Origin of the sequence: Serratia sp. J2 (assembly GCF_046269175.1) — a bacterium.
Lineage (GTDB): Bacteria > Pseudomonadota > Gammaproteobacteria > Enterobacterales > Enterobacteriaceae > Chania > Chania fonticola_C.
This window is the reverse complement of sequence record NZ_JBKABN010000002.1, coordinates 298,331-317,532: the sequence shown is the minus strand read 5'-3', so window position 1 is coordinate 317,532 and position 19,202 is coordinate 298,331. Positions and strand designations below refer to the sequence as shown.

Sequence of the window (19,202 nt, the reverse complement as noted above, 5' to 3'; positions counted from 1 at the left end):
ATTGGTTTACTGTGTAGCCAGTTCAAAACCAAACACGGAGAAGTGCAAAGTGATTAAAGAAACAATCTTGGGATGTTCGCTGCTGTTGGTCTCTGCCACAGCGTTGGCCGGGGGTTGTGACAGCCCGCGTACCCCTTATGACGTGACCTACTGCGCGGCATTGGAGATGGTGCAGTTGGATCAAGAGATCAATGTGCAATACAAAAAGGTGATGGGGCTACTGACTCAGCCGCAAAAGCAGACGCTGAAGCAATCGCAGATCGAATGGCTGAAAAATCGGGACAGTCAATGTAGCGACGACTCCATGATCAATGTCGCTTGCTCAAACAAGACCATGCAAAGCCGTATCGATTTTCTGAAAAGCGTAGAGCGGGAATGCAAGAGTACCGGCTGTGACAGCAAAAAACTGGCTCAACAGCAGTAATAGGATCGGGGCGCCGACGCTGCGCCCCGACTAAAAAATCACTATTTGGTTAACGCGATAATGCCCAATGTCAGGCCAGCCACCGCTGCCGCCCCGCCTGCAATCGCCCCTGCGGTTTCCCAGTTATCCTGGGTGGTGCCTTTCATACAGGTATTGGTATGAACCAGACGGCCTTGGTCATCATAGACCGGTACGCAAGGCGACTCGGTAGCACACCCGGACAGTAAAACGGCCAGCAGGCCCGCTGCAATAAACTTACTCATACTCACACCTCGGCGTTCAACAGCCAAAAAAACATCAAATGAATGAAAATCGCGCCACTGTACCACCGATGCCTATAGCGATGGATCCGGAATAGTCGCAAAATGTGTGAGGGTGAAACAATTAGATTAGGGCTGGTGATGGTAAAGTTGGTTCATGCTTTATCGCGCTGCCTTCAATGGATGACGGACAGGGTATGAAAAATGAGTACATGAAGGAGTTCAGCATTTCCCCCTTCACACCACTAGCGCTGTTGATATTTTCTGATGGCAGGCTTGAGCAAACCACCAAACACATTGACCAGCAAGCCCACGATGATAACCAATGCACCGATCATTTGTTGCAATGATAGCCTTTCGTCTAATAGCCATGCGGCAGAGAGAATACCGATAACCGGCACCAGCAGCGTCAACGGCGCAACGCGCCAGGTTTCGTAACGGCTCAACAGGTTACCCCAGATGCCATAACCCATAATGGTGGCAACAAACGCCAGATAGATCAGCGCTAGAATAGTTTCGCCTTGAATATGCACCAGGCTGTCAATCAACTGAGTTTTCCCCTCAAACAGCCATGAGCATATGAAGAACAGCACCACTGGTACGGGCGTGCTCCACACCACCAGTGACATGATCGGCACATTGCGATCGCGCATAATCACCTTATTAGTGATATTCCCCAGTCCCCAGGATAACGCTGCGGCCAGCGTCAACATCATGGTGGTCAACGTGATGCCTGCCGTCGTTTGCCCAGCCATGCCCGCACTAGCCAACATAAACATGCCAACGGTGGCAATCATAATCCCGGCAATATGGTTCCACTTCAGCTTTTCGGCCAGCAGCAGCGCGCCGAGCAAAATGGTAAAGAAAGCCTGAGCCTGCAACACCAGTGATGCCAAGCCCGCAGGCATGCCAAGCTTGATCGCCATAAACAGGAAAGCGAACTGACCAAAGCTGATGGTGATGCCATACGCCAGCATCCAGCGGAGCGGGACCTTCGGTGGTTTGACAAACAGCATCGCCGGGAACAACACCAGCGCAAAACGCAGGCCTGCCAATAAAAACGGTGGCATGCCATACAGCCCAACTTTAATCACCACAAAGTTCAGCCCCCAGGCTACCACCACGAACAGCGCCAAAAACCTATCCTTCACTGACATCATGCATTCCTTTTATTTCCCGTAGAGAGGTTGCGACTCGTCAGGCCAGCAGCCACAGTATCAAGACGATTTATTGTTTATAGCCGAAATGTTAGCATTACCGGGCGGCATATGATGCTGCTGCACTACCTCTCGTATTATCGCGGCTGCTGAACCCCGATAACACCGATGAGGCATTAACATGACTGACATACGTGGCCGGGCCTGGCGCCTGGTTAATAACAAACGCAACAAACACCGTGAGATGGGGGATTTTCAACCCAAGTTCACCAAAGAGAAGCGGTGGAAAATGCTCTACACCCGCTCACATAAAATAACGCGAGCGAGTCAATTAGGCATAGAGTATCCGCAGATATCCCGCGCCGTAGCCCGGCGTAACGCACTCGATGAGATCGAATAACCATGAATGTGCTGTTTGTCTGCAGCCGTAATCAATGGCGCAGCCCTACCGCAGAACGTATATGGCAACGGACTCCCGGCCTGACCGCAAGGTAGGCCGGGACCAGCCGTCATGCCATTAAAACGGTGACGCCGGAGTTATTGCGCTGGGCAGATATGATTTTTGTCATGGAGCAAAAACACAAAAACCGGCTGGTGGCCGAGTATCGCCGCCTGTTGGAACACAAGCCGCTGCACGTTCTCGATATACCTGATGACTACCAATATATGGATCCCGAACTTATCACTCTACTAGAGCAATCTACTGAGCCATTCCTGCTGCCTTTCATCCTGAAATAATCTTCTAGGGGACATGTCCCCGTAAGTGGTGGATGCCAGTAAACGCTCTCTGCTCATCCAGATTAACCTTTCCTGAATTCCAGATTCAACGTACGAATAATCAATAGGATAACGTCATCGTAACGGTATCTTTATAGCTCCCCGCCGGCACATTCTGTTGTGATGGATCGGTAGCATAGAAGACTCTCAATTTTTGCTCTTTGCCATTGCCCTCCCCCGCGGCTTGATTTGCATCCCATACCTGAGTATGTAATTCATCTTTATACATCTGGTAACGTAAAAAAGTATCCGAGGTCTGCGATTTCATCTGGTGCCAACCAATGCTGTCGTTCCCCCCCTGAAAGCTAATGGTATAGGGCGTCGTGTTAGTACAACGCAGGGTAATATCTTGCGTTTGCGTCAGTTCCGATGAAAAGGCGCCATCAAAATGCACATCGGGGGTATTGATAATGCGGCAGTCGTCTTTCAGCGTTGCCGTCAAGGTAACCGTCGGGTTGTTATCGGCGGTCAAGTCAAGATCAGGGATGAGGGTGCGGCCAGAAGCCACCTGCCCGTTGAGACGAAGAGTAATGTTATCAGAGTAAGCTCCTGGTATGGGAGGCGATAAGGCAATCTTTTTCGGATCGGTGGTGATATGCACATGCGCAACGTAATCATACGGTCCACTGGGGATAGGCCATATACGACCTTTACCGCATGTGCCCTTTGTTGCACAATCATCAGGCATTTCTCCATCGGTGACTTTCTGAAAAATCTGCGGCATCAGAGAAGGAACAGATGCATCCGTTCCCCAATTGTAGGTTATTTTTTTATTCACCGTATCGACGCAAAGCAGATTGGACCCATGATTACCAAGGCAAAAGACAAAGGGCAATAAACTTTGGTTCGCCTGATTTGCCGACATGGCCAGAAAAGAAGTCGCGCTATTATGCTGCTGCTCTACCACTAACCCGATATGCTGAGCATCTTTGGTGGTGATATCGGGAGCCTGATCGCACCAGACATGAACCGCTTGGCTGTAATCCTGTGGGGTATCGGCCAGATCCAACGGAGAAACTGCCCCACCCGCAGTGAAATCGACTACTTCATCCGTCCAACTAATATCACAGATCTTAGACCAGTTTATGGTAATAGCCCAAGTCGAAGGCACAAAAGTCAGGCTAAGTGCCAGCAAAAGAAAATGCAGGGTTATTGTGCGCATGTCGCTACCTCAATGCCGTGTTTATTTTCTGCTGAAAGCTGGAAGGAACACCGTTTTTGTCCATCCGAAACCAGCGTGTAAGTCTCGGTCACCCGCGGCCTTCTCATTGAAACCAAGCCACCATTACCCAACAGCGCGACGGTATGGTGATGTTGATCCTGGATCTCGCTTCCTGATGTGAAAGTCACTCCACGTGGCGGAACAAGGCGCAGCAATACTTGGTCATTCAAGTTTTGTAGGGAAAACTTCGCGCTGTAACCCGAGTTTTCCGGCACAAAGAAACTCTTTCTCACGTCAGTGACATTGACATCTTCAGGCAAATAGGAAGGATCGATCGTGACCAGATTTTTTTCATAGGGGACGACGTCACTGATAAAACCAATCCCCTGATTATTCGTTTTGCCTTTCAAGGCTCCATCCAAGTAATACGGGACCCCCTCTACGCCATAGGTGTCCACTTTGACAAACGCATTTCCCACCGTTTTGGTGAAAAAGACGCTTTTATCCATAAACACCACACTCCCCTGCAGCCCAGCCCATGGCGTCAGATCCCTGTAACCATATGCCCCACCACTGGCGCTGAACGCTGGCGTTTTCCAAGTGGCAGACATATCGCGATAGCCCATGTCGGCATTTCTCTCGCGGCTATAATTCAGATCCCAATCAACCCCTAGCTCTGAACCGGAGTTATGCGTCAGTGAAACGACATTCGTACTGGCGTTACTGTTGCTCTGCATATTTTGTACACCGATTCGGGTATTACTGCCGAAAGGAAGTGATATCCCTAGCATAAAGTTATCCGCCCGGTCCTCAGAGAAGGCTTTACTGTAGGAAATCGACAGACTGAAAAGGTTGGCGACAAGGGTACTGTAAGACAGATTGGCTATTTTATGCGTAATGCCAATATCATCGCGCTGATATATAAGCCCAGCCCCCAGGACGCCAGCCGAAGCGCCAAGTGCATAAGAAGCAAAGATCTGATCCGAGGCTAATGCACTACCGTAATCAGAATCAAAACTGTCCAAATCCCGGTAGCCGCCGCTTGAGCGGATGTGACTGATGTTAATATTGGCGCGCTGGAATTGTTTGCTGTAACCAAGGTATTCTCTGGCACCTCGCCGCGAGTATTGCGCATCACTCATGGTAACCGTGGCATCAAGACGGCCCCAGCTATTCATATTGAACTGGACTCCGCCCCCCATCATCTTCAACCCGTCCGCGCCCTCAATATGGGAAAGTGCGGTGAGGCGGTCGGTCATACCATAGCGATAAGTACCACTGAGGGCGATATTCTTGTATTGATCATCCTGCCAACCATAATTGTAGCGCAGCGCTCCAACTGAAAAATTGAAGTCGCTTAATCCAGGACGCAGCATGTCAGTCTGGATACTGTAAGGAATACGGCTAGAGACCTGCCGACCATTCGCATCGGTGGTCACTACCGTCATAGTTCCATCACCATTAATAAAAGGGATATTGTTGATAACATAAGCGCCAGGATCGACATGAGAACTGGCCGAACGATAGCCATTCACAAAAAAGTCTAGCGAAGAGGGCGTCGAAGCAGTGCCTCTCAGACGCAGAGAGGGATAAGTGACAATATCGGGGCGTAGCGTGTAGTCCCGACGGAGCTGAATTCCCCCCATGTAGACACCACCAAAACCATTGCCAGAATCGGTTTGAATATCACCAAGTATCAGTTTTTGTGCACTGTTGCGATTATTGAAAACCCAACTGGTATTCAGCCGCTTGAATCGGGAATAGCCGTGCCCTCCTTGATGGAGATCGATATACTGCCCGGAAAGATTCACGTAGCCAAAGTGATTAAAGTAGCGCCCGTTCATCCAGGAAGAGAAATAACTACTGTTACGAGGGTGCTCATCATAAATATCGTAATCAAAAACAAAGCCTGGTGTTACATTCTCAGCGTAATAGGGGGAATTCCAGCGATCCGGGATTTTAACGAGCTGTAATGGTATCCAATCTGGAGGGATATCAATCGCCAACTCCAGCGTTTTGGCATTATAAATGGCGGTGACACCGCTGATTTTGCTGATGTCCACATAGTGATCTTTTACCTGATAGCCTGCATAACGAATGTGTAGGCTGTCCAGAGTCTCTGTAGACAGAGCAATCATACTGCCATTCATGATGACCCGCTCAGGAGAGGGCAAATGTTTCCCGTTTTCGCTAATATTGACCATGAAAATATGGTCCTGCCTTGCGTTGTTCTGGGCGGGAATAGTGTCAACGTAGGTTGCTGCATGAACCATCGCCGTCGGTATTATGATTAGCAGAGATACCGTAATCTTATTCATTATCATTTCGCTCTCGCTCTCAGCCAGGCGCAGGGAAAATTGCTGCTACTTATCTGGATGGATGAATTTCCAAAGCGCTTGCAGCAGCTGGAATTAAATGATCATGAGGGAGTACGAACGCCATTTTGGCATTTGGCAAAACATAGCTGACGGGAATATCCTGGTGATAGCATGATTTTTTTCCACATTTAAAATCAATGGAGGTGATTTTTACGTGTGTCTTATCATGATTCTCTATCCATAACGTATTTTTTTCAACAGACCACATTAAATGATGTTTTTCTTTTGGTACACCGTCTGCACCAGGAAGAATAGCGGGTTGCAACTCTTGCCCATAAACAAACAGGGGGAGAATATATTGCATGCGGATTTTTATATTGTTCTGTGTGCTCTTTTGATTTACATCAGGCGTCGGTAACTCGTCGATAATAACCTTTAAGTCATGCTCTTTGTCGCCTTGATTCTTGATACCATATATCCTTATCGGGATCTTTTTTTGCGGCGGTATAATGGTAAAAGCAGGTACCGTATAAACCTCATTTTGTTCCGCATACAAGTTCTTAGAGTCTGCCTGTTGCCAGTTCAATACCCTGACTTGCAGACTGACACTTTCACTACCTACGTTTTTTAACCAAAAAACGCTGTTCTTAGCACTACCAGTAAAAGAAATCGTGACCGGCCAGATTTCCATATTTGCTGCGGAAAAGCAATGAGTAGAAAATGCCAGCATGGCAAAAGAAAAAAGTAATTTATTCATGCGGTATTCCACCAAACAATTTATTTTGCATTTAGTAAGAGACAGTTATAGTTGCTGTATCTGTATAATGACCTGGTATAAGTGGAGATGGAGGGTGATTTATTTCCACGTCAATTTCAATTTTGTTATTTAACTCATCGGGGGTGAATACAATGGGCGTTTCCCATTCAATCTTCTTTCCCTCTTTCACTGCAAAAATCTGATAGGGGATCAGTTGATCATTTCCTCCATCTAATGCTAGCGCCCGGTTTCCCCCGCTTAAGGAATGCTGCCCACCATCAATGCTAATGGTTGCGTTAGCACCAGGTGTACACTGCAGGTTAAAATAGGTTTGGCTGGAAACTGAGGATTGACCAATCAATAGATCAGGCAGATCCACAGAAAGTTTATTGCTCCCTATGAATCTGCAACCGTTATTAATAGTGGCCGTGACATCAAACTTCGCGCTGACTTGCTGGCCAGCCTTAGCCTGTACAGGGGAATTCATGGTGGATAACCCCAGCACCAGTATCAAGGATGTTGAAGACAATTTGATGCCCATGACCTTCAATTACCAGCTTATGGTGGCTTTAATGGTGTCCGTATACTTCCCTGCCTGAGCATTTTGTGGAACCGTGGCCTTAGCATAGAGCACGACATCGCCAGAACTGGTGATTTTTACTGGCTCATTCGGTTTGATAATACTGGTACCTTCCTGATCGCTGGAAAGGGTATAGGGCATTTTCGTTGTACTATCTTCATTCAACATATTGTACATGTCTTTATCACCCTGTTTCCCTGCGTCTAATGTCAATGAAGGCTGTGCTCCCGCCGTACATTGAACATTCATTTTATCTTGTGCGTTTAGTTGAGAGCCTGCGGTTGCGCCAGTATCAGGAAAAGCTAACGTCATCCATTGCTGACCATCAGCGACAGTCGATAAGTCATTGGGTTGTTGGGCAGATTTAACAACGCAGCCGGGTAATACATTCAAGGAAACTGAAATTTCACCAGAAATAGAGCTGCTATTTACACTAGCATTAGCCACGACGGAAATGGCCGCACCAAGTAAAAAGCACAAGCTTCTTGCTTTAAAAAAATGACATTTCATTACAACCTCTTAAATATTAATTAAGAATTTTCGCAAAAGACTAAATCAATAACACCTGCAGTAAAACACGTTATTACCAATGAAAAAACCTCAATCGATCGTTTTTATCTATGTTACAGATTGGATATAAAACACAACAATCCCTTGTTTTAATTGCCATTTATAGTGAGTAAAAAAATCTGTTGAAATCTTTAGTTTCATAAATAAAAATAGCCTTACATAAATATATTTTTTTGATTTACACTTTGATATATCCCCTTACCAATTCCGTTATACAAAATAATTATCATCATTCAAAAAATGAAAGATAATTTTAATGGGAAATCAGGCCAAAACACAAAAATAAAGTTCAATAATAATTATCATTATTGAAGTGATAATGGGATCTATTATCTGAATAAAGTCATTATCATTACTGGTAATATTACAACGTATGGTCTGCCATCCGTGGGCCAGTACAGCCCGACGTTGAACGGTTGAAGTAACTTGAAGACGAGAATGCGCAGCCCGAAGAGGCTGCTCGTACATGTCATATTAGATAAGAAGGCGCTATAAGTAGCTCTGGACTGAAAGAATGACAAACTAAACGTAGTGTTGATGTGTGATATGACCATGGCATTGCAACGTTTCGCCTGCAAGAACGCCTGAGTTAAAACCCTGTTTAATATATTTACATGTGAATATCAATAATAGATAAAAGCTCCTTTGTAGTATATGCAATATAATCTGGCTTAACTTTCCAGTGTTTAGGTTCAGAAAGACTATATGCCGCAGCGACTGAGATAACATTAATTCCGAGTTCGGATTGTATGTTACGAGCAAATTGCGTATCAGACTCATGGTCACCTATATACATAATTGAATAATTTTTAGCACGGCCAAAAATTGACTTTAAACATTTAACACCACCAAATGGATGTGGTTTTTGGTAATGATTTGGAACATCATCGTAACCAACAATAGCTTTAAAAAATTCAGACACCCCATTTATTTCAAACACTCTACGGATATTTCCCTTTGAGTTTTGTGAGCAAATACCATGAGGGATATTTTTTGATTTAATTAAAACATCTTTAACACCATCAAAAAGCACAACTTTGGTTTTATTTTTATCTTGAAACTCTGCCCACAGGCTTCCGGCAATTAACATTTCTTCATGTGACAACCCATAGTAATCAATATATAGCTCTTGCCAATTTTTAGCTCTATGATTAGCAATATGGTATAACTCTTCACTCTGTAAGCATTTGGGTAAATTTTCTTTTGTCAAATGCGGCGCGACAATGGATAGAATCTCCTTAGTGATGGAAATATTTTTGGGAACGGTATTAACCAGTGTTCCATCATAATCCCAAAGTATTGCATCTAACTTCATTGAATCAATCTCTCACTGATAGTTAATCAACCTCAATCATAGCATAAAATCATATGCCATTAAACATGCCCCAACATTAGACCATGCCTAGAAAATCACTAAACCCTCATCAAAATTATTTACATAGAAAGAATTATTAAAATCACTCTTAATTTAAAGTAAACAATCATCATGGATTTTAAACTGCATTTGTGGCGTTGCCGCATTGATTCTAAGTTAAACTATAGTAAGTAATGTAGCTAATTAGTAAGTGAGATGTGCATGGTAATGATACCAGTGTGTAACCTCTAAAAATAAAATAAATATAATACAATATGTTAGTGGGGCGCCATTTATCATTATTTGGGTCTTGAAAATCTTGTTTTACATTTTTATTTTTCCCTTGATTTCCCTGTTTTGTTGAATGATAATTGACTTAAAGGTAATGGTGCTCTACCTTCTCCGAACCGCCACTTATAATTAAGTTATAAAGTGGATAATGGCGCCTGATATATTTTCGCTTATTCAAATAGGCTAACTTGTCAGGTATCGTCATGAAAAAATCAACAAAACCTCATTATTACTTGGTAAACGTAGAGAATAAACCCTCTACATCCATTCTTGCCTTTGTTTTACCCTGTATTTATTACCTCTGCTATTGCTCAAACTCTGTAATTAGCGATAGAAAACATCATGAAATGTTTTTTAAAACAGTGAGTTATAAGAATATGCATATATTGGACATTACCATCATGAATAAATTTTTAAAAACCCTGTTTTTAATAGTTACCATCATTTTAGTTAACAATATGGTGAGTGCCTCTATGAGAGGAGTGTCAAATCATCATCCTATCCATACAAAAACCGCAATTAAAAGACTGGGTAGATTATCTTTTAGAGCATCAATCAATAGACGAAACCATTGTTTAGTTTGTTAATATTACCATTGGCATTACATCATGGTGATATTAACAAAAAACATTTTCCACCAGAAAACCTTTAGTTATATCTAAGGAGTGAATTTTGAAAATTAAAAAAACATGCTATGCTATTCTTTTCCTCATTGCTCCGCTATCTGCACTTGCGGGGCAGGAGCTATCTTTAAATTCAGGTGTTACTTATATAGAAGGTAATGATGCAGGTGGTCATATACAAATAGGATATCAATATGATTTTACAAAAAACCTAGGCATTTATACTGGCTATGCGTATGGGCATGCAAACGTAGCTGGCGACACAACCTTCATCATTTCAGATGGTTACGCTCATCCTGAAAACATAACCTATCATACAATTCCGCTCGCCTTGCAAGCCACACTGCCTTTGGGGCATCATTCACTCTATATTCGAGCAGGCACTAACCTTTATCATGAAGATAATACTATTGAGAGTAAAAACGGACTTGGCCTTTATGGCGCCATTGGGTGGAAATATTATTTTGGTGATGAGCGACATTGGAATATCGGCTTATCTTATCAACGTATGAAAATGCACAATTACAATGCAAACATAGGGACATTTGATATAGGATATGGCTTTTAGTGATTAATCGGCTATTATTCCATCACTGGAGCACTCCCAATTCTACAGACTGCTTCTGTCCTCACGATGAGGCCTTTTCGAAGGCCTCTTGACAGATGCCGCTGTGATAACGGTGGCACCGGGTCCGGTTGTAGAGTACTTCAAAGTAGTCGTGAAACGTAATTCAGAATAATAAAATTCACCTAGAATTCAAAGTAGTGAAGCTTTAAACGATTTTCTGAATGTCAGGAAAAAATGATCACGGTCAAATTAGGCGGCATTTTTGTTGCACAGATTATAATTTTGCCCTATGCTTTTTTTTCAAGGTGATGGTGTTCCACCTTTCCCAACCGCCGGACTGTCCAGTTCGGATGATGACGCCTGATATACATTTTTGCTTTTATCCTTAGGCACGTATGTCAGGTACACTTATGAAAAAAAATCATCTTTTACCTTTGATCTTTCTTGCGTCTGATACCTCAGAGGAGACGCTGAAATGATCTATGTCTTTGGCCATCAGAATCCCGACAGCGACAGCATCTGCAGCGCGCTCATTACAGCAGACTGGCTGACAAATCTCGGCAAGCGCGCGACTCCTTTTAGGCTCGGTGACATTACACCTGAAACGGCGTTTATTCTGCAGCAGGCCGGAGTAGCCCCTCCCCCCTTGCTCGACGAAGACCTCAGTGGCAAACAGGTATGGCTGGTCGACTTTACCGATCTGGAACAGGGCCCTTCCTCACTTGCCGACGGCAACATTGTTGGCATCATAGACCATCACCGGCTGGGCACGGTTATGACACAGGATCCTCCGGATGTTTGGATACGTTCCTACGGCTGCTGTGCCACGGTGATCTGGCAAATCCTTACCCTTGAAAATCCTCAGCCGATCTCTTCATCTCAAGCCATCCTGATGTTAGGAGCGATACTGAGTGATACTGTTGCGCTCACATCACCTACCACTACAGCTCATGACATCGCTGCCGTGCAGTCATTATTCTCCATAAGCCAACTCAATTATGACTCTTTCGTGAAAGAGTTGCTGATCGCGAAAACAGATATTGGGGGGCAAACACCAGACTCACTTCTTAAGAAAGACGCCAAGCACTACCGGATTAACGCCCAGTCGGTGCTGCTTTCTCAAATCGAAGTCGCCAGCATGTCAGCAGTAGATGCAATGCTCGCTGACCTACTTATCGCATTAACAAAAGAGTGTCAGTCCGGCGATTTTGACATTGCGATGTTGGCGGTCACGGACATCTTTAAGAAAAACACAACGATATATTTCTCAGAAAATAATGCGCTCAATCTAACGTGTCTGTCTCTTCCAGGCATTATAAGCAGGAAAAAAGAGATACTGCCGTGGCTGACGGATACTTTCTCAACCTCCTCGAGGTAGTCAATGCAAATGTATAAACATGCTCTGTTAATGCTCAGCGATGAAACCGACGGCCAGTTTCTGCTTCAAAGTGTCGCCAGGAGTTTTCATGAACAAGGGACGGCGATCACCCTTGGACACCTCACTTCAGATCTTCAAGAGTTAGACATTACCTCAGACTCTTTAACGAAATACCGGCAGTCTGCTGAAATTATTGCGGCAAAAGCAATGCTTAGTCGGTTAGTGAAGACAGTCAATTTTCCCGTGGATGTGAAAGAGATAGTGACGATCAGCCGCTTTAAAGACCTAGAGGCCTACGTCGCCGATGCGGGTGTAGATCTGGTCATTATGGGACATAAAAACAGACTTTTCGGGATGCTCTCTTCCCATTCAATTGAATTCGTCAACCATCTGACCGTTGACGTGTTGATTAAGCATATTGCAACCAACTGATATTAGAGGTTTATATGAGCTTTATTATTGAAACAATCCATGCCCGTGAAATCCTGGACTCTCGGGGTAACCCAACCCTGGAAGTCGATGTTTCAACCCAATGCGGTACTGTTGCAAGAGCCTCCGTCCCCTCCGGAGCAAGTACCGGTTCGCGAGAGGCTATAGAGCGCCGCGATGGTGATAAAACGCGCTTCGGCGGGAAAGGTGTCCTCAATGCGATCAAAAGCGTTAACACTGAGATTCATAACAGCCTTAAAGGGCATGATGTACGCGATCAGCGCGGCATCGATAACATTATGATTGCCCTGGATGGGACGGATAATAAAGCGCGCCTGGGGGCAAATGCTATTTTGGGCGTTTCATTGGCCGTATCACGGCTCGCCGCTCAACTATCTCATACGCCTTTGTACCGCTATCTTGGTGGGATTGGGGCAAATCTGCTGCCGGTGCCTTGCATGAATATCATCAATGGGGGCGTTCATGCCCGCGGTCAGGGGGCTGACTTTCAGGAATATATGATTGCGCCTTACGGCGCACCAACGTTCAGGGAGGCCATGCGTTGGGGTAGTGAAGTATACCAGTCGCTTCGTCAGGTTCTTCTTGAAATGGGCCTGTCGACCGGTGTGGGCGATGAAGGAGGTTTTGCTCCGGCAGTTTCTTCAAATCGTGAACCGCTGGAACTGATTGTCCTTGCCATAGAGAGAGCTGGGTTCCGCCCTAATGAAGATATCGTTATCTGTATGGACCCAGCCTCCAGTGAGTTTTATCGAAACGGAAAATATCATCTGCGTACGGAGAATGCCGAGCTGACCTCGCAGGAGATGGCGGACTACTACCAGATGCTGGTTAAAACCTTCCCGATTGTCCTTATTGAAGATGGCCTCGCGGAAGATGACTGGGCAGGATGGAAAATTCTGCATGATCGATTGGGAGATCAGATTGAACTGGTTGGTGACGATCTGTTTGTGACCAATGTGAAGTATATACAGCACGGGATTGATGAAAATCTTGCGAATGCTGCATTGATTAAACTCAATCAGATTGGCTCCCTGAGTGAAACCTTTGATGCGGTTCAGCTCTGCCATGACAACAACTGGGGTGCCTTTATCTCACACCGCAGCGGAGAGACGATCGACAGCTTTATCGCCGATATGACAGTGGCCATGCGTGCAGGTCATCTCAAAACAGGAGCCCCGTGCCGGGGTGAGCGTATCGAAAAATACAACCAGCTCATGCGAATTGAGGATGAGTTGGGTTCGTCAGCACAGTTTGCAGGAAAGTCAGCCTTTAAATAACCTATCATGGCAATAACCCTGGCGAACCGCCGGGGTTATTAATGGATATATATTTATTCTTTCTATGCTTACACCTGCGATGCAAAGCTTGATTGTCATAAACAGGAAAGCAAACTGACCAAAGCTACTGAATATCGGGCACATGCCCCCAGAAGCGGAGATTTCCCTTGCAGTGAGCCGTGTATCATAAGCAGAAAATAGTCACTGAGTCTGGTAATCTACCAGGCTTGAGTTCCTTGGTTTTAAGCCTTCCGGCTAACTAGCTAGGGTACAGCAAGACACTAATTCAGGATTATGTGATTGATTATATGGATATAAAAGTATGATTGCCGAACATACCGCGTTTTTCGCCAGCTCCTCCAAGCGATGTGATGATGTGTCAGCCATCGAGCGTAGAATAGCGACAAAGACGCTCTACTTATTGCTTTCTCCCGTTTTCATACTTGTTTTCATTGCATCTCTGGCTACGCCAACCCTATTTTTTATCGAGGGTGATACCTTTCTACTTGGTGTTTTATTTTTATTGATCCTTCTCCCCTTGAATTATTTATTCTTTAAAAGAATTAGCGACAACTTAAAATTAAAGCATGGAGAGGTATACTTTAACGTCACCTCTCAAGGTGTTTTTTATACGCGATACAACGATCTGTCAGGCGGTGTAAGTCATTATCAGCTACTATGGCCAGAAGTCACTGGCTCGTTAGAGGACGGCACCAAGGCCACGATTGGCTTTCGTAATACGGGCTATAAAAACAACACTAAAAACCTGGTTATCTACACCGTAAACCAATCCGGTGAAACGAAAGAAAATTTAGTCCCGGTGCATGAAATAAAGAAATTCAAGCATCACTGGAACATTACACGTGCAATACTGATGCAGATTGCCTCGCTGCAACGGCCTGAGCTGGTGATTTCTGAGGAGGTTTTCTATGACTTCAATGTTAACCCCTCGACGTTTCAGTTTCAGAAGAAAAGCCTTCGAAGAAGGCTGGCAAACTTCGTTGGGATCACTACGTCACTTATCCTTATATGCGGGGCCTTGTATGGTGCATCTATAGGGCTTACAACGATTGAAATAAGTGGCTTCTGGTTTGCGATGTCTCTGGTGATTTTGTTTTTGGTTATGATATTAATCATCGCGTTCACCGTGGTGATCTTTGATCGCATCCCTTTCTTTAGGAATAGCTTTCCAGCGTATACTTTAGTTGCGTACAGAGCTGATTAAGAGCCATCAGGCGTTGCCATCAGGCGTTGCCATCAACGTGAGCGCTCCGTAGTATGGACCAGCTGATTTAAGGGATAGAGAACTTTTAAGGGGTGGTAACCATGCGTTTTTTGGCTTTGCTTTGTTTTTCTCTCCTTTCGTTTGCTGCACTCCCACAGCCCGCCTCGGCCATTGAAAATCCCAGTGCCTTTTTAGCACGGATTTATGCCACCTATAGCCATGATGAGGTTACAGCCGCATTCATCGGCGAAACAGGCCCGAAGCGGATTGCCTCAAAGAAATTCATCGCGGTGTTGGCAGAGGATCAGGCGCTAACCTTACCTGGCGATATGGGCTATCTTGACGCCGACCCGATCTGCCAGTGTCAGGATTATCAGAACCTGGTGGTGACGGATATCAATATTCTCTCTAACGATAATAAAAAATCGCATGCCACAGTCACCTTTCGCGCTTTTAGAGATAGCAACCTCACGACAACCACCGAGTTTGATTTAGTGGCTGAGAATGGGCAGTGGTTTATTGACGATATTTTTGATACCAATCAGCAGAGTGTTCGTCATGCTATTGATGCCAATAATAAAGCCCTGCGTATAAAGGGGGAAACATTGCCATAATCGCTAGTTGCCTTTGTCATTTGAGGGCTCACTGCGAACGCCTGACGCTATCGTGCCCTGCGCTTTTTCATCGCGCCATTGCTTGCGCAAAGAAAACATTTTCTCCAGGGCACGTCGTATGGTGGTTATCCAGCCAGCCGGCCGGGGATCCGCCAACATGCTTAATGCACGAGCATAGTCAAGTATCAGCCCTGGTGTCCAGGCCATCGTTTTTGCACGTTTACGTATTTGTACCGCCACCCATAATTCCGGCGTCGTGAGAATTTTACTCAACACCCACCAGTGGCCACGTTGCCCCCATATTTTACTCACTACGCCTTCCAGCGCCGCTTCAAGACCCCGTGCCACACTGCTTGAGCAGTTACGATAGGTGAGATTATAAGTATTGTCTTCACGATAAACTTCCCAGAACCGTTTCAGACGTTCAGCATCGTAGTTCCTGATCCGCACTCGCTGGGTTGAAGAACACCATGCACCTGACTCAGTCACATAATCCGGTTGGAATCTCCCTTCAACATTATTGTCTGCGGTTGCCCGTAGCAAGCGGGTAAATTGATCTGGCGACCGGTCAATATCGACCGCCGGATACAAACTGATATAAATACCTTCCGGAGATTCAAGTGCAGCATGGCCAGTGGAAATCACTCCGTTTTTATCCACCGCAGCAATATAACGATCAATAACAGGATGAGGCACCGTTGCACTCTTCGAGGATCCCACAGGAGTCCAGACATGTATGGTCAATGCAGGTTCATCATCATCCGGAGGACCTTCCCATTCAGTTACCAAAGGCGTGGTTATTGCGCTACTGGCTTCCTCTGCGGCCTTATTACCCAAAACTGCGGGGTTGACCTCCAGCTTTTTGACGCGCATCGCCAGCATAACCATATTCCACCCACCAAACATCAACCCCAGTCCTAAACAATAAGGTACGGTGCCGACATAATGGGTCGGATAGGGCTGAAAGAAGAAAATAGCTAACATAACTTCCAATACACCGCCAGCCACCACCAACTTCCAGTTTTTATAGCGCACGACCCCAGCGGAGACGATTTGCAGTAGCCCATCGGCCAAAAACAAAGTGCCAAAAATCATCGATAAAATAAAATGGCCATGGTGTTGCCCACTCAATATCAATATCGCGGCCAGTGAAAATGCTCCTCCTTTTACGTAACGCAAGGTACGTTGCCCGCCGATGCCGGTATGCGCGACCATCAACGTTGCCAGTCCCTCTACCAACAACAGGAAAGCGAAGGGATGCAAAGGGAAATAAATCGCGTCATCCAACGCATCGATGAAAACGATTAAACCCGCTAACACGCCTAACCAACCGGCAATCATCAATCCTCGCCAGCGGCTACGCAAATAATCAACCCCAAGTAAAATCATTACCAACCGAACCATGCCTTATCCCCTCTAATTGTAAGGCGGCTTGTCAGATCTACGCAGAGGTGCTCTTCCAAGATGGCATGAGTATAGTTTCCACCTCTGAAATCACGCAATTTGTGTCGTTTCAAACTGCATAGGTGCAACTACAGGCATTTCTGTACAAGATACTGGGTTGATTGGGGAAATGCGGGTTAAACCAAGTTGATATGGAAAATGATAAAAACGCTGTTAAATCAGAGAGTTGTTGATTTTGGTGGAGTTCGGGGAGACTTGAGATTGGAGCGGGTGAAGGGAATCGAACCCTCGTATGCAGCTTGGGAAGCTGCCGTTCTACCATTGAACTACACCCGCTTAGGTGTGCGACTGGCATTATAACCGGTTATGCGCGCCGGGCAAGAGAAGAAAGTGTATAACTGCCGATGTTTTAAGCGGTTAGCAACACCCTGCTCTCTTCAGGCGAAAAAAAACCGGCACAGTCGCCTGCACCGGTTTAATCACTTGGTGAGAATTACTTGCTCGGGCGCATGGCCGGGAACAGGATCACGTCGCGGATGGTGTGGCTGTTGGTCAACAGCATCACCATACGGTCGATACCGATGCCCAGACCCGCGGTTGGCGGCAGGCCGTGTTCCAGCGCGGTGACGTAGTCTTCGTCGTAGAACATCGCTTCGTCGTCACCAGCATCCTTCGCGCTAACCTGATCGGCAAAACGCTGCGCCTGATCTTCTGCGTCGTTCAGTTCCGAGAAGCCGTTACCGATCTCACGCCCACCGATGAAGAATTCGAAACGGTCGGTGATTTCCGGGTTTTCGTCGTTACGGCGTGCCAACGGAGAAACCTCTGCCGGATACTCGGTGATGAAGGTTGGCTGGATCAGATGGCTTTCCGCGGTCTCTTCGAAGATCTCGGTAACCACGCGGCCCAGGCCCCAGCTCTTCTCAACCTTGATGCCGATCGACTCGGCAATCGCTACGGATTTAGCCATATCGTTCAGATCGTCCAGATTGGTTTCCGGACGATATTTCTTGATCGCTTCGCGCATGGTCAGCTTGTCAAACGGCTTGCCGAAGTCGAACACCTCATCGCCATAAGGCACTTTGGTGTCACCCAGCACGTCCTGCGCCAGCGTACGGAACAGCGACTCAGTCAGTTCGATCAGGTCTTTGTAATCCGCATACGCCATATAGAGTTCCATCATGGTGAACTCTGGGTTATGACGCGGGGAAACGCCTTCGTTACGGAAGTTACGGTTGATCTCGAACACGCGCTCGAAGCCACCTACCACCAGGCGCTTCAGATACAGCTCTGGCGCGATACGCAGGTACATGTCGATGTCCAGCGCGTTGTGGTGAGTAACGAACGGACGAGCAGACGCGCCGCCAGGGATCACCTGCATCATCGGGGTTTCGACTTCCATAAAGCCTCGACCCACCATGAAGTTACGGATCGCCGCCATCACCTGAGAACGGATCTTGAAGGTGTTACGGGATTCTTCGTTGGCGATCAGATCCAGATAACGCTGGCGATAACGGGTTTCCTGATCGGCCAGGCCGTGGAACTTGTCTGGCAGTGGACGCAGTGCTTTGGTCAGCAGACGCAGCTCGGTACAGTGGATAGACAGTTCGCCAGTTTTGGTCTTGAACAGCTTACCGCGTGCGCCAAGGATATCGCCCAGGTCCCATTTCTTGAACTGCTCGTTGTAAACGCCTTCAGGCAGATCGTCACGTGCCACGTAAAGCTGAATGCGGCCACCCACGTCCTGCAGCGTCACGAAGGAGGCTTTACCCATAATACGGCGGGTCATCATACGGCCAGCCACGGTCACTTCGATACCCAGTGACTCCAGCTCTTCGTTTTCTTTGCTGCCGTATTCGGCATGCAGCTTGTCGGAGGTGGAATCACGACGGAAGTCGTTCGGGAACGCAATGCCGTTCTCGCGCAGCGCGGCCAGTTTTTCACGGCGTGACTGCAGCTCATTGTTGAGATCCAACGCCTGTTCGGCGCCTTGTGCTTGTTGCTCAGACATTT

18 protein-coding genes, 1 tRNA gene, 1 pseudogene and 1 riboswitch are annotated in these 19,202 nt (G+C 46.2%); of the genes and pseudogenes, 9 read left to right on the top strand and 11 right to left on the bottom strand.

What is annotated here, in order from left to right:
* Window positions 1-49: 49 nt before the first annotated feature.
* Window positions 50-424: a lysozyme inhibitor LprI family protein gene (locus ACKWMY_RS03380; RefSeq protein ID WP_024484999.1), complete on the top strand. Its 375-nt coding sequence runs from the start codon at window positions 50-52 to the stop codon at window positions 422-424.
* Window positions 425-465: 41 nt separating this feature from the next.
* On the opposite strand, the gene ACKWMY_RS03375 is transcribed toward ACKWMY_RS03380, so the two are convergent.
* Together ACKWMY_RS03375 and ACKWMY_RS03370 are read right to left on the bottom strand one after the other, a co-directional pair.
* Entirely contained in the window at window positions 466-687 is a 222-nt protein-coding gene (locus ACKWMY_RS03375) for a hypothetical protein (RefSeq protein WP_021179822.1), read from the bottom strand.
* Window positions 688-929: 242 nt separating this feature from the next.
* Window positions 930-1,841: an EamA family transporter gene (locus ACKWMY_RS03370; protein ID WP_409485900.1), complete on the bottom strand. Its 912-nt coding sequence runs from the start codon at window positions 1,839-1,841 to the stop codon at window positions 930-932.
* 181 nt (window positions 1,842-2,022) lie between these two features.
* Between ACKWMY_RS03370 and ACKWMY_RS03365 the strand changes: the two genes are divergently transcribed.
* Together ACKWMY_RS03365 and ACKWMY_RS03360 are read left to right on the top strand one after the other, a co-directional pair.
* Window positions 2,023-2,241 carry a hypothetical protein gene (locus tag ACKWMY_RS03365; protein ID WP_024531042.1) on the top strand — a complete coding sequence of 73 codons (219 nt, stop codon included), beginning with the start codon at window positions 2,023-2,025 and terminating at the stop codon, window positions 2,239-2,241.
* A gap of 2 nt (window positions 2,242-2,243) precedes the next feature.
* Window positions 2,244-2,579 (top strand): annotated as a pseudogene (locus ACKWMY_RS03360) (low molecular weight protein tyrosine phosphatase family protein).
* 100 nt (window positions 2,580-2,679) lie between these two features.
* Here the strand turns inward: ACKWMY_RS03360 and ACKWMY_RS03355 are convergent.
* From ACKWMY_RS03355 to ACKWMY_RS03330, 6 genes are all read right to left on the bottom strand, one after another.
* Window positions 2,680-3,780, bottom strand: coding sequence for a spore coat U domain-containing protein (locus ACKWMY_RS03355; protein WP_199061502.1), 1,101 nt, complete (start codon window positions 3,778-3,780; stop codon window positions 2,680-2,682).
* Entirely contained in the window at window positions 3,768-6,098 is a 2,331-nt protein-coding gene (locus ACKWMY_RS03350; protein WP_409485880.1) for a fimbria/pilus outer membrane usher protein, read from the bottom strand. The genes ACKWMY_RS03355 and ACKWMY_RS03350 overlap by 13 nt, the downstream gene beginning before the upstream one ends.
* 49 nt (window positions 6,099-6,147) lie before the next feature.
* A complete protein-coding gene (locus ACKWMY_RS03345) occupies window positions 6,148-6,855 on the bottom strand; it encodes a molecular chaperone (RefSeq protein ID WP_409485879.1) in 708 nt (235 codons plus the stop codon).
* A 31-nt stretch (window positions 6,856-6,886) separates the two neighbouring features.
* A complete protein-coding gene (locus ACKWMY_RS03340; protein ID WP_409485878.1) occupies window positions 6,887-7,396 on the bottom strand; it encodes a spore coat U domain-containing protein in 510 nt (169 codons plus the stop codon).
* Window positions 7,397-7,405: 9 nt separating this feature from the next.
* On the bottom strand, window positions 7,406-7,945 hold the full coding sequence (locus ACKWMY_RS03335; protein WP_024531036.1) for a spore coat U domain-containing protein: 540 nt from the start codon (window positions 7,943-7,945) through the stop codon (window positions 7,406-7,408).
* Window positions 7,946-8,615: 670 nt separating this feature from the next.
* Window positions 8,616-9,320 carry an HAD family hydrolase gene (locus tag ACKWMY_RS03330; protein WP_409485877.1) on the bottom strand — a complete coding sequence of 235 codons (705 nt, stop codon included), beginning with the start codon at window positions 9,318-9,320 and terminating at the stop codon, window positions 8,616-8,618.
* A 1,002-nt stretch (window positions 9,321-10,322) separates the two neighbouring features.
* Between ACKWMY_RS03330 and ACKWMY_RS03325 the strand changes: the two genes are divergently transcribed.
* From ACKWMY_RS03325 to ACKWMY_RS03300, 6 genes are all read left to right on the top strand, one after another.
* A complete protein-coding gene (locus ACKWMY_RS03325; RefSeq protein WP_409485876.1) occupies window positions 10,323-10,841 on the top strand; it encodes an outer membrane beta-barrel protein in 519 nt (172 codons plus the stop codon).
* Between the two features lie 295 nt (window positions 10,842-11,136).
* A riboswitch (Fluoride riboswitch) is annotated at window positions 11,137-11,211 on the top strand.
* A 105-nt stretch (window positions 11,212-11,316) separates the two neighbouring features.
* Complete coding sequence (locus ACKWMY_RS03320) at window positions 11,317-12,219, top strand: manganese-dependent inorganic pyrophosphatase (RefSeq protein ID WP_409485875.1); 903 nt, start codon at window positions 11,317-11,319, stop codon at window positions 12,217-12,219.
* Window positions 12,220-12,222: 3 nt separating this feature from the next.
* Window positions 12,223-12,651 carry a universal stress protein gene (locus ACKWMY_RS03315; protein WP_409485874.1) on the top strand — a complete coding sequence of 143 codons (429 nt, stop codon included), beginning with the start codon at window positions 12,223-12,225 and terminating at the stop codon, window positions 12,649-12,651.
* Window positions 12,652-12,665: 14 nt separating this feature from the next.
* Entirely contained in the window at window positions 12,666-13,946 is a 1,281-nt protein-coding gene (gene eno, locus ACKWMY_RS03310; protein ID WP_409485873.1) for a phosphopyruvate hydratase, read from the top strand.
* A gap of 322 nt (window positions 13,947-14,268) precedes the next feature.
* Window positions 14,269-15,171: a hypothetical protein gene (locus ACKWMY_RS03305; protein WP_409485872.1), complete on the top strand. Its 903-nt coding sequence runs from the start codon at window positions 14,269-14,271 to the stop codon at window positions 15,169-15,171.
* 101 nt (window positions 15,172-15,272) lie between these two features.
* On the top strand, window positions 15,273-15,785 hold the full coding sequence (locus ACKWMY_RS03300) for a DUF3828 domain-containing protein (protein ID WP_074029729.1): 513 nt from the start codon (window positions 15,273-15,275) through the stop codon (window positions 15,783-15,785).
* A gap of 3 nt (window positions 15,786-15,788) precedes the next feature.
* On the opposite strand, the gene ACKWMY_RS03295 is transcribed toward ACKWMY_RS03300, so the two are convergent.
* The 3 genes from ACKWMY_RS03295 to lysS form a co-directional block, all read right to left on the bottom strand.
* Window positions 15,789-17,189 carry an HdeD family acid-resistance protein gene (locus ACKWMY_RS03295; RefSeq protein ID WP_409485871.1) on the bottom strand — a complete coding sequence of 467 codons (1,401 nt, stop codon included), beginning with the start codon at window positions 17,187-17,189 and terminating at the stop codon, window positions 15,789-15,791.
* Window positions 17,190-17,451: 262 nt separating this feature from the next.
* Window positions 17,452-17,525 (bottom strand) — tRNA-Gly (locus ACKWMY_RS03290).
* 157 nt (window positions 17,526-17,682) lie between these two features.
* On the bottom strand, window positions 17,683-19,200 hold the full coding sequence (gene lysS, locus ACKWMY_RS03285; protein WP_024530770.1) for a lysine--tRNA ligase: 1,518 nt from the start codon (window positions 19,198-19,200) through the stop codon (window positions 17,683-17,685).
* Window positions 19,201-19,202: the final 2 nt, after the last annotated feature.

Excerpts from the sequence above, each read along its gene's own strand:
- ACKWMY_RS03375 (WP_021179822.1), bottom strand. The coding sequence starts at position 687 with ATGAGTAAGTTTATTGCAGCGGGCCTGCTGGCCGTTTTACTGTCCGGG.
- ACKWMY_RS03370 (WP_409485900.1), bottom strand. The coding sequence starts at position 1,841 with ATGTCAGTGAAGGATAGGTTTTTGGCGCTGTTCGTGGTGGTAGCCTGG.
- ACKWMY_RS03365 (WP_024531042.1), top strand. The coding sequence starts at position 2,023 with ATGACTGACATACGTGGCCGGGCCTGGCGCCTGGTTAATAACAAACGC.
- ACKWMY_RS03355 (WP_199061502.1), bottom strand. The coding sequence starts at position 3,780 with ATGCGCACAATAACCCTGCATTTTCTTTTGCTGGCACTTAGCCTGACT.
- ACKWMY_RS03350 (WP_409485880.1), bottom strand. The coding sequence starts at position 6,098 with ATGAATAAGATTACGGTATCTCTGCTAATCATAATACCGACGGCGATG.
- ACKWMY_RS03345 (WP_409485879.1), bottom strand. The coding sequence starts at position 6,855 with ATGAATAAATTACTTTTTTCTTTTGCCATGCTGGCATTTTCTACTCAT.
- ACKWMY_RS03340 (WP_409485878.1), bottom strand. The coding sequence starts at position 7,396 with ATGGGCATCAAATTGTCTTCAACATCCTTGATACTGGTGCTGGGGTTA.
- ACKWMY_RS03335 (WP_024531036.1), bottom strand. The coding sequence starts at position 7,945 with ATGAAATGTCATTTTTTTAAAGCAAGAAGCTTGTGCTTTTTACTTGGT.
- ACKWMY_RS03330 (WP_409485877.1), bottom strand. The coding sequence starts at position 9,320 with ATGAAGTTAGATGCAATACTTTGGGATTATGATGGAACACTGGTTAAT.
- ACKWMY_RS03320 (WP_409485875.1), top strand. The coding sequence starts at position 11,317 with ATGATCTATGTCTTTGGCCATCAGAATCCCGACAGCGACAGCATCTGC.
- ACKWMY_RS03315 (WP_409485874.1), top strand. The coding sequence starts at position 12,223 with ATGCAAATGTATAAACATGCTCTGTTAATGCTCAGCGATGAAACCGAC.
- eno (WP_409485873.1), top strand. The coding sequence starts at position 12,666 with ATGAGCTTTATTATTGAAACAATCCATGCCCGTGAAATCCTGGACTCT.
- ACKWMY_RS03305 (WP_409485872.1), top strand. The coding sequence starts at position 14,269 with ATGATTGCCGAACATACCGCGTTTTTCGCCAGCTCCTCCAAGCGATGT.
- ACKWMY_RS03300 (WP_074029729.1), top strand. The coding sequence starts at position 15,273 with ATGCGTTTTTTGGCTTTGCTTTGTTTTTCTCTCCTTTCGTTTGCTGCA.
- ACKWMY_RS03295 (WP_409485871.1), bottom strand. The coding sequence starts at position 17,189 with ATGGTTCGGTTGGTAATGATTTTACTTGGGGTTGATTATTTGCGTAGC.
- lysS (WP_024530770.1), bottom strand. The coding sequence starts at position 19,200 with ATGTCTGAGCAACAAGCACAAGGCGCCGAACAGGCGTTGGATCTCAAC.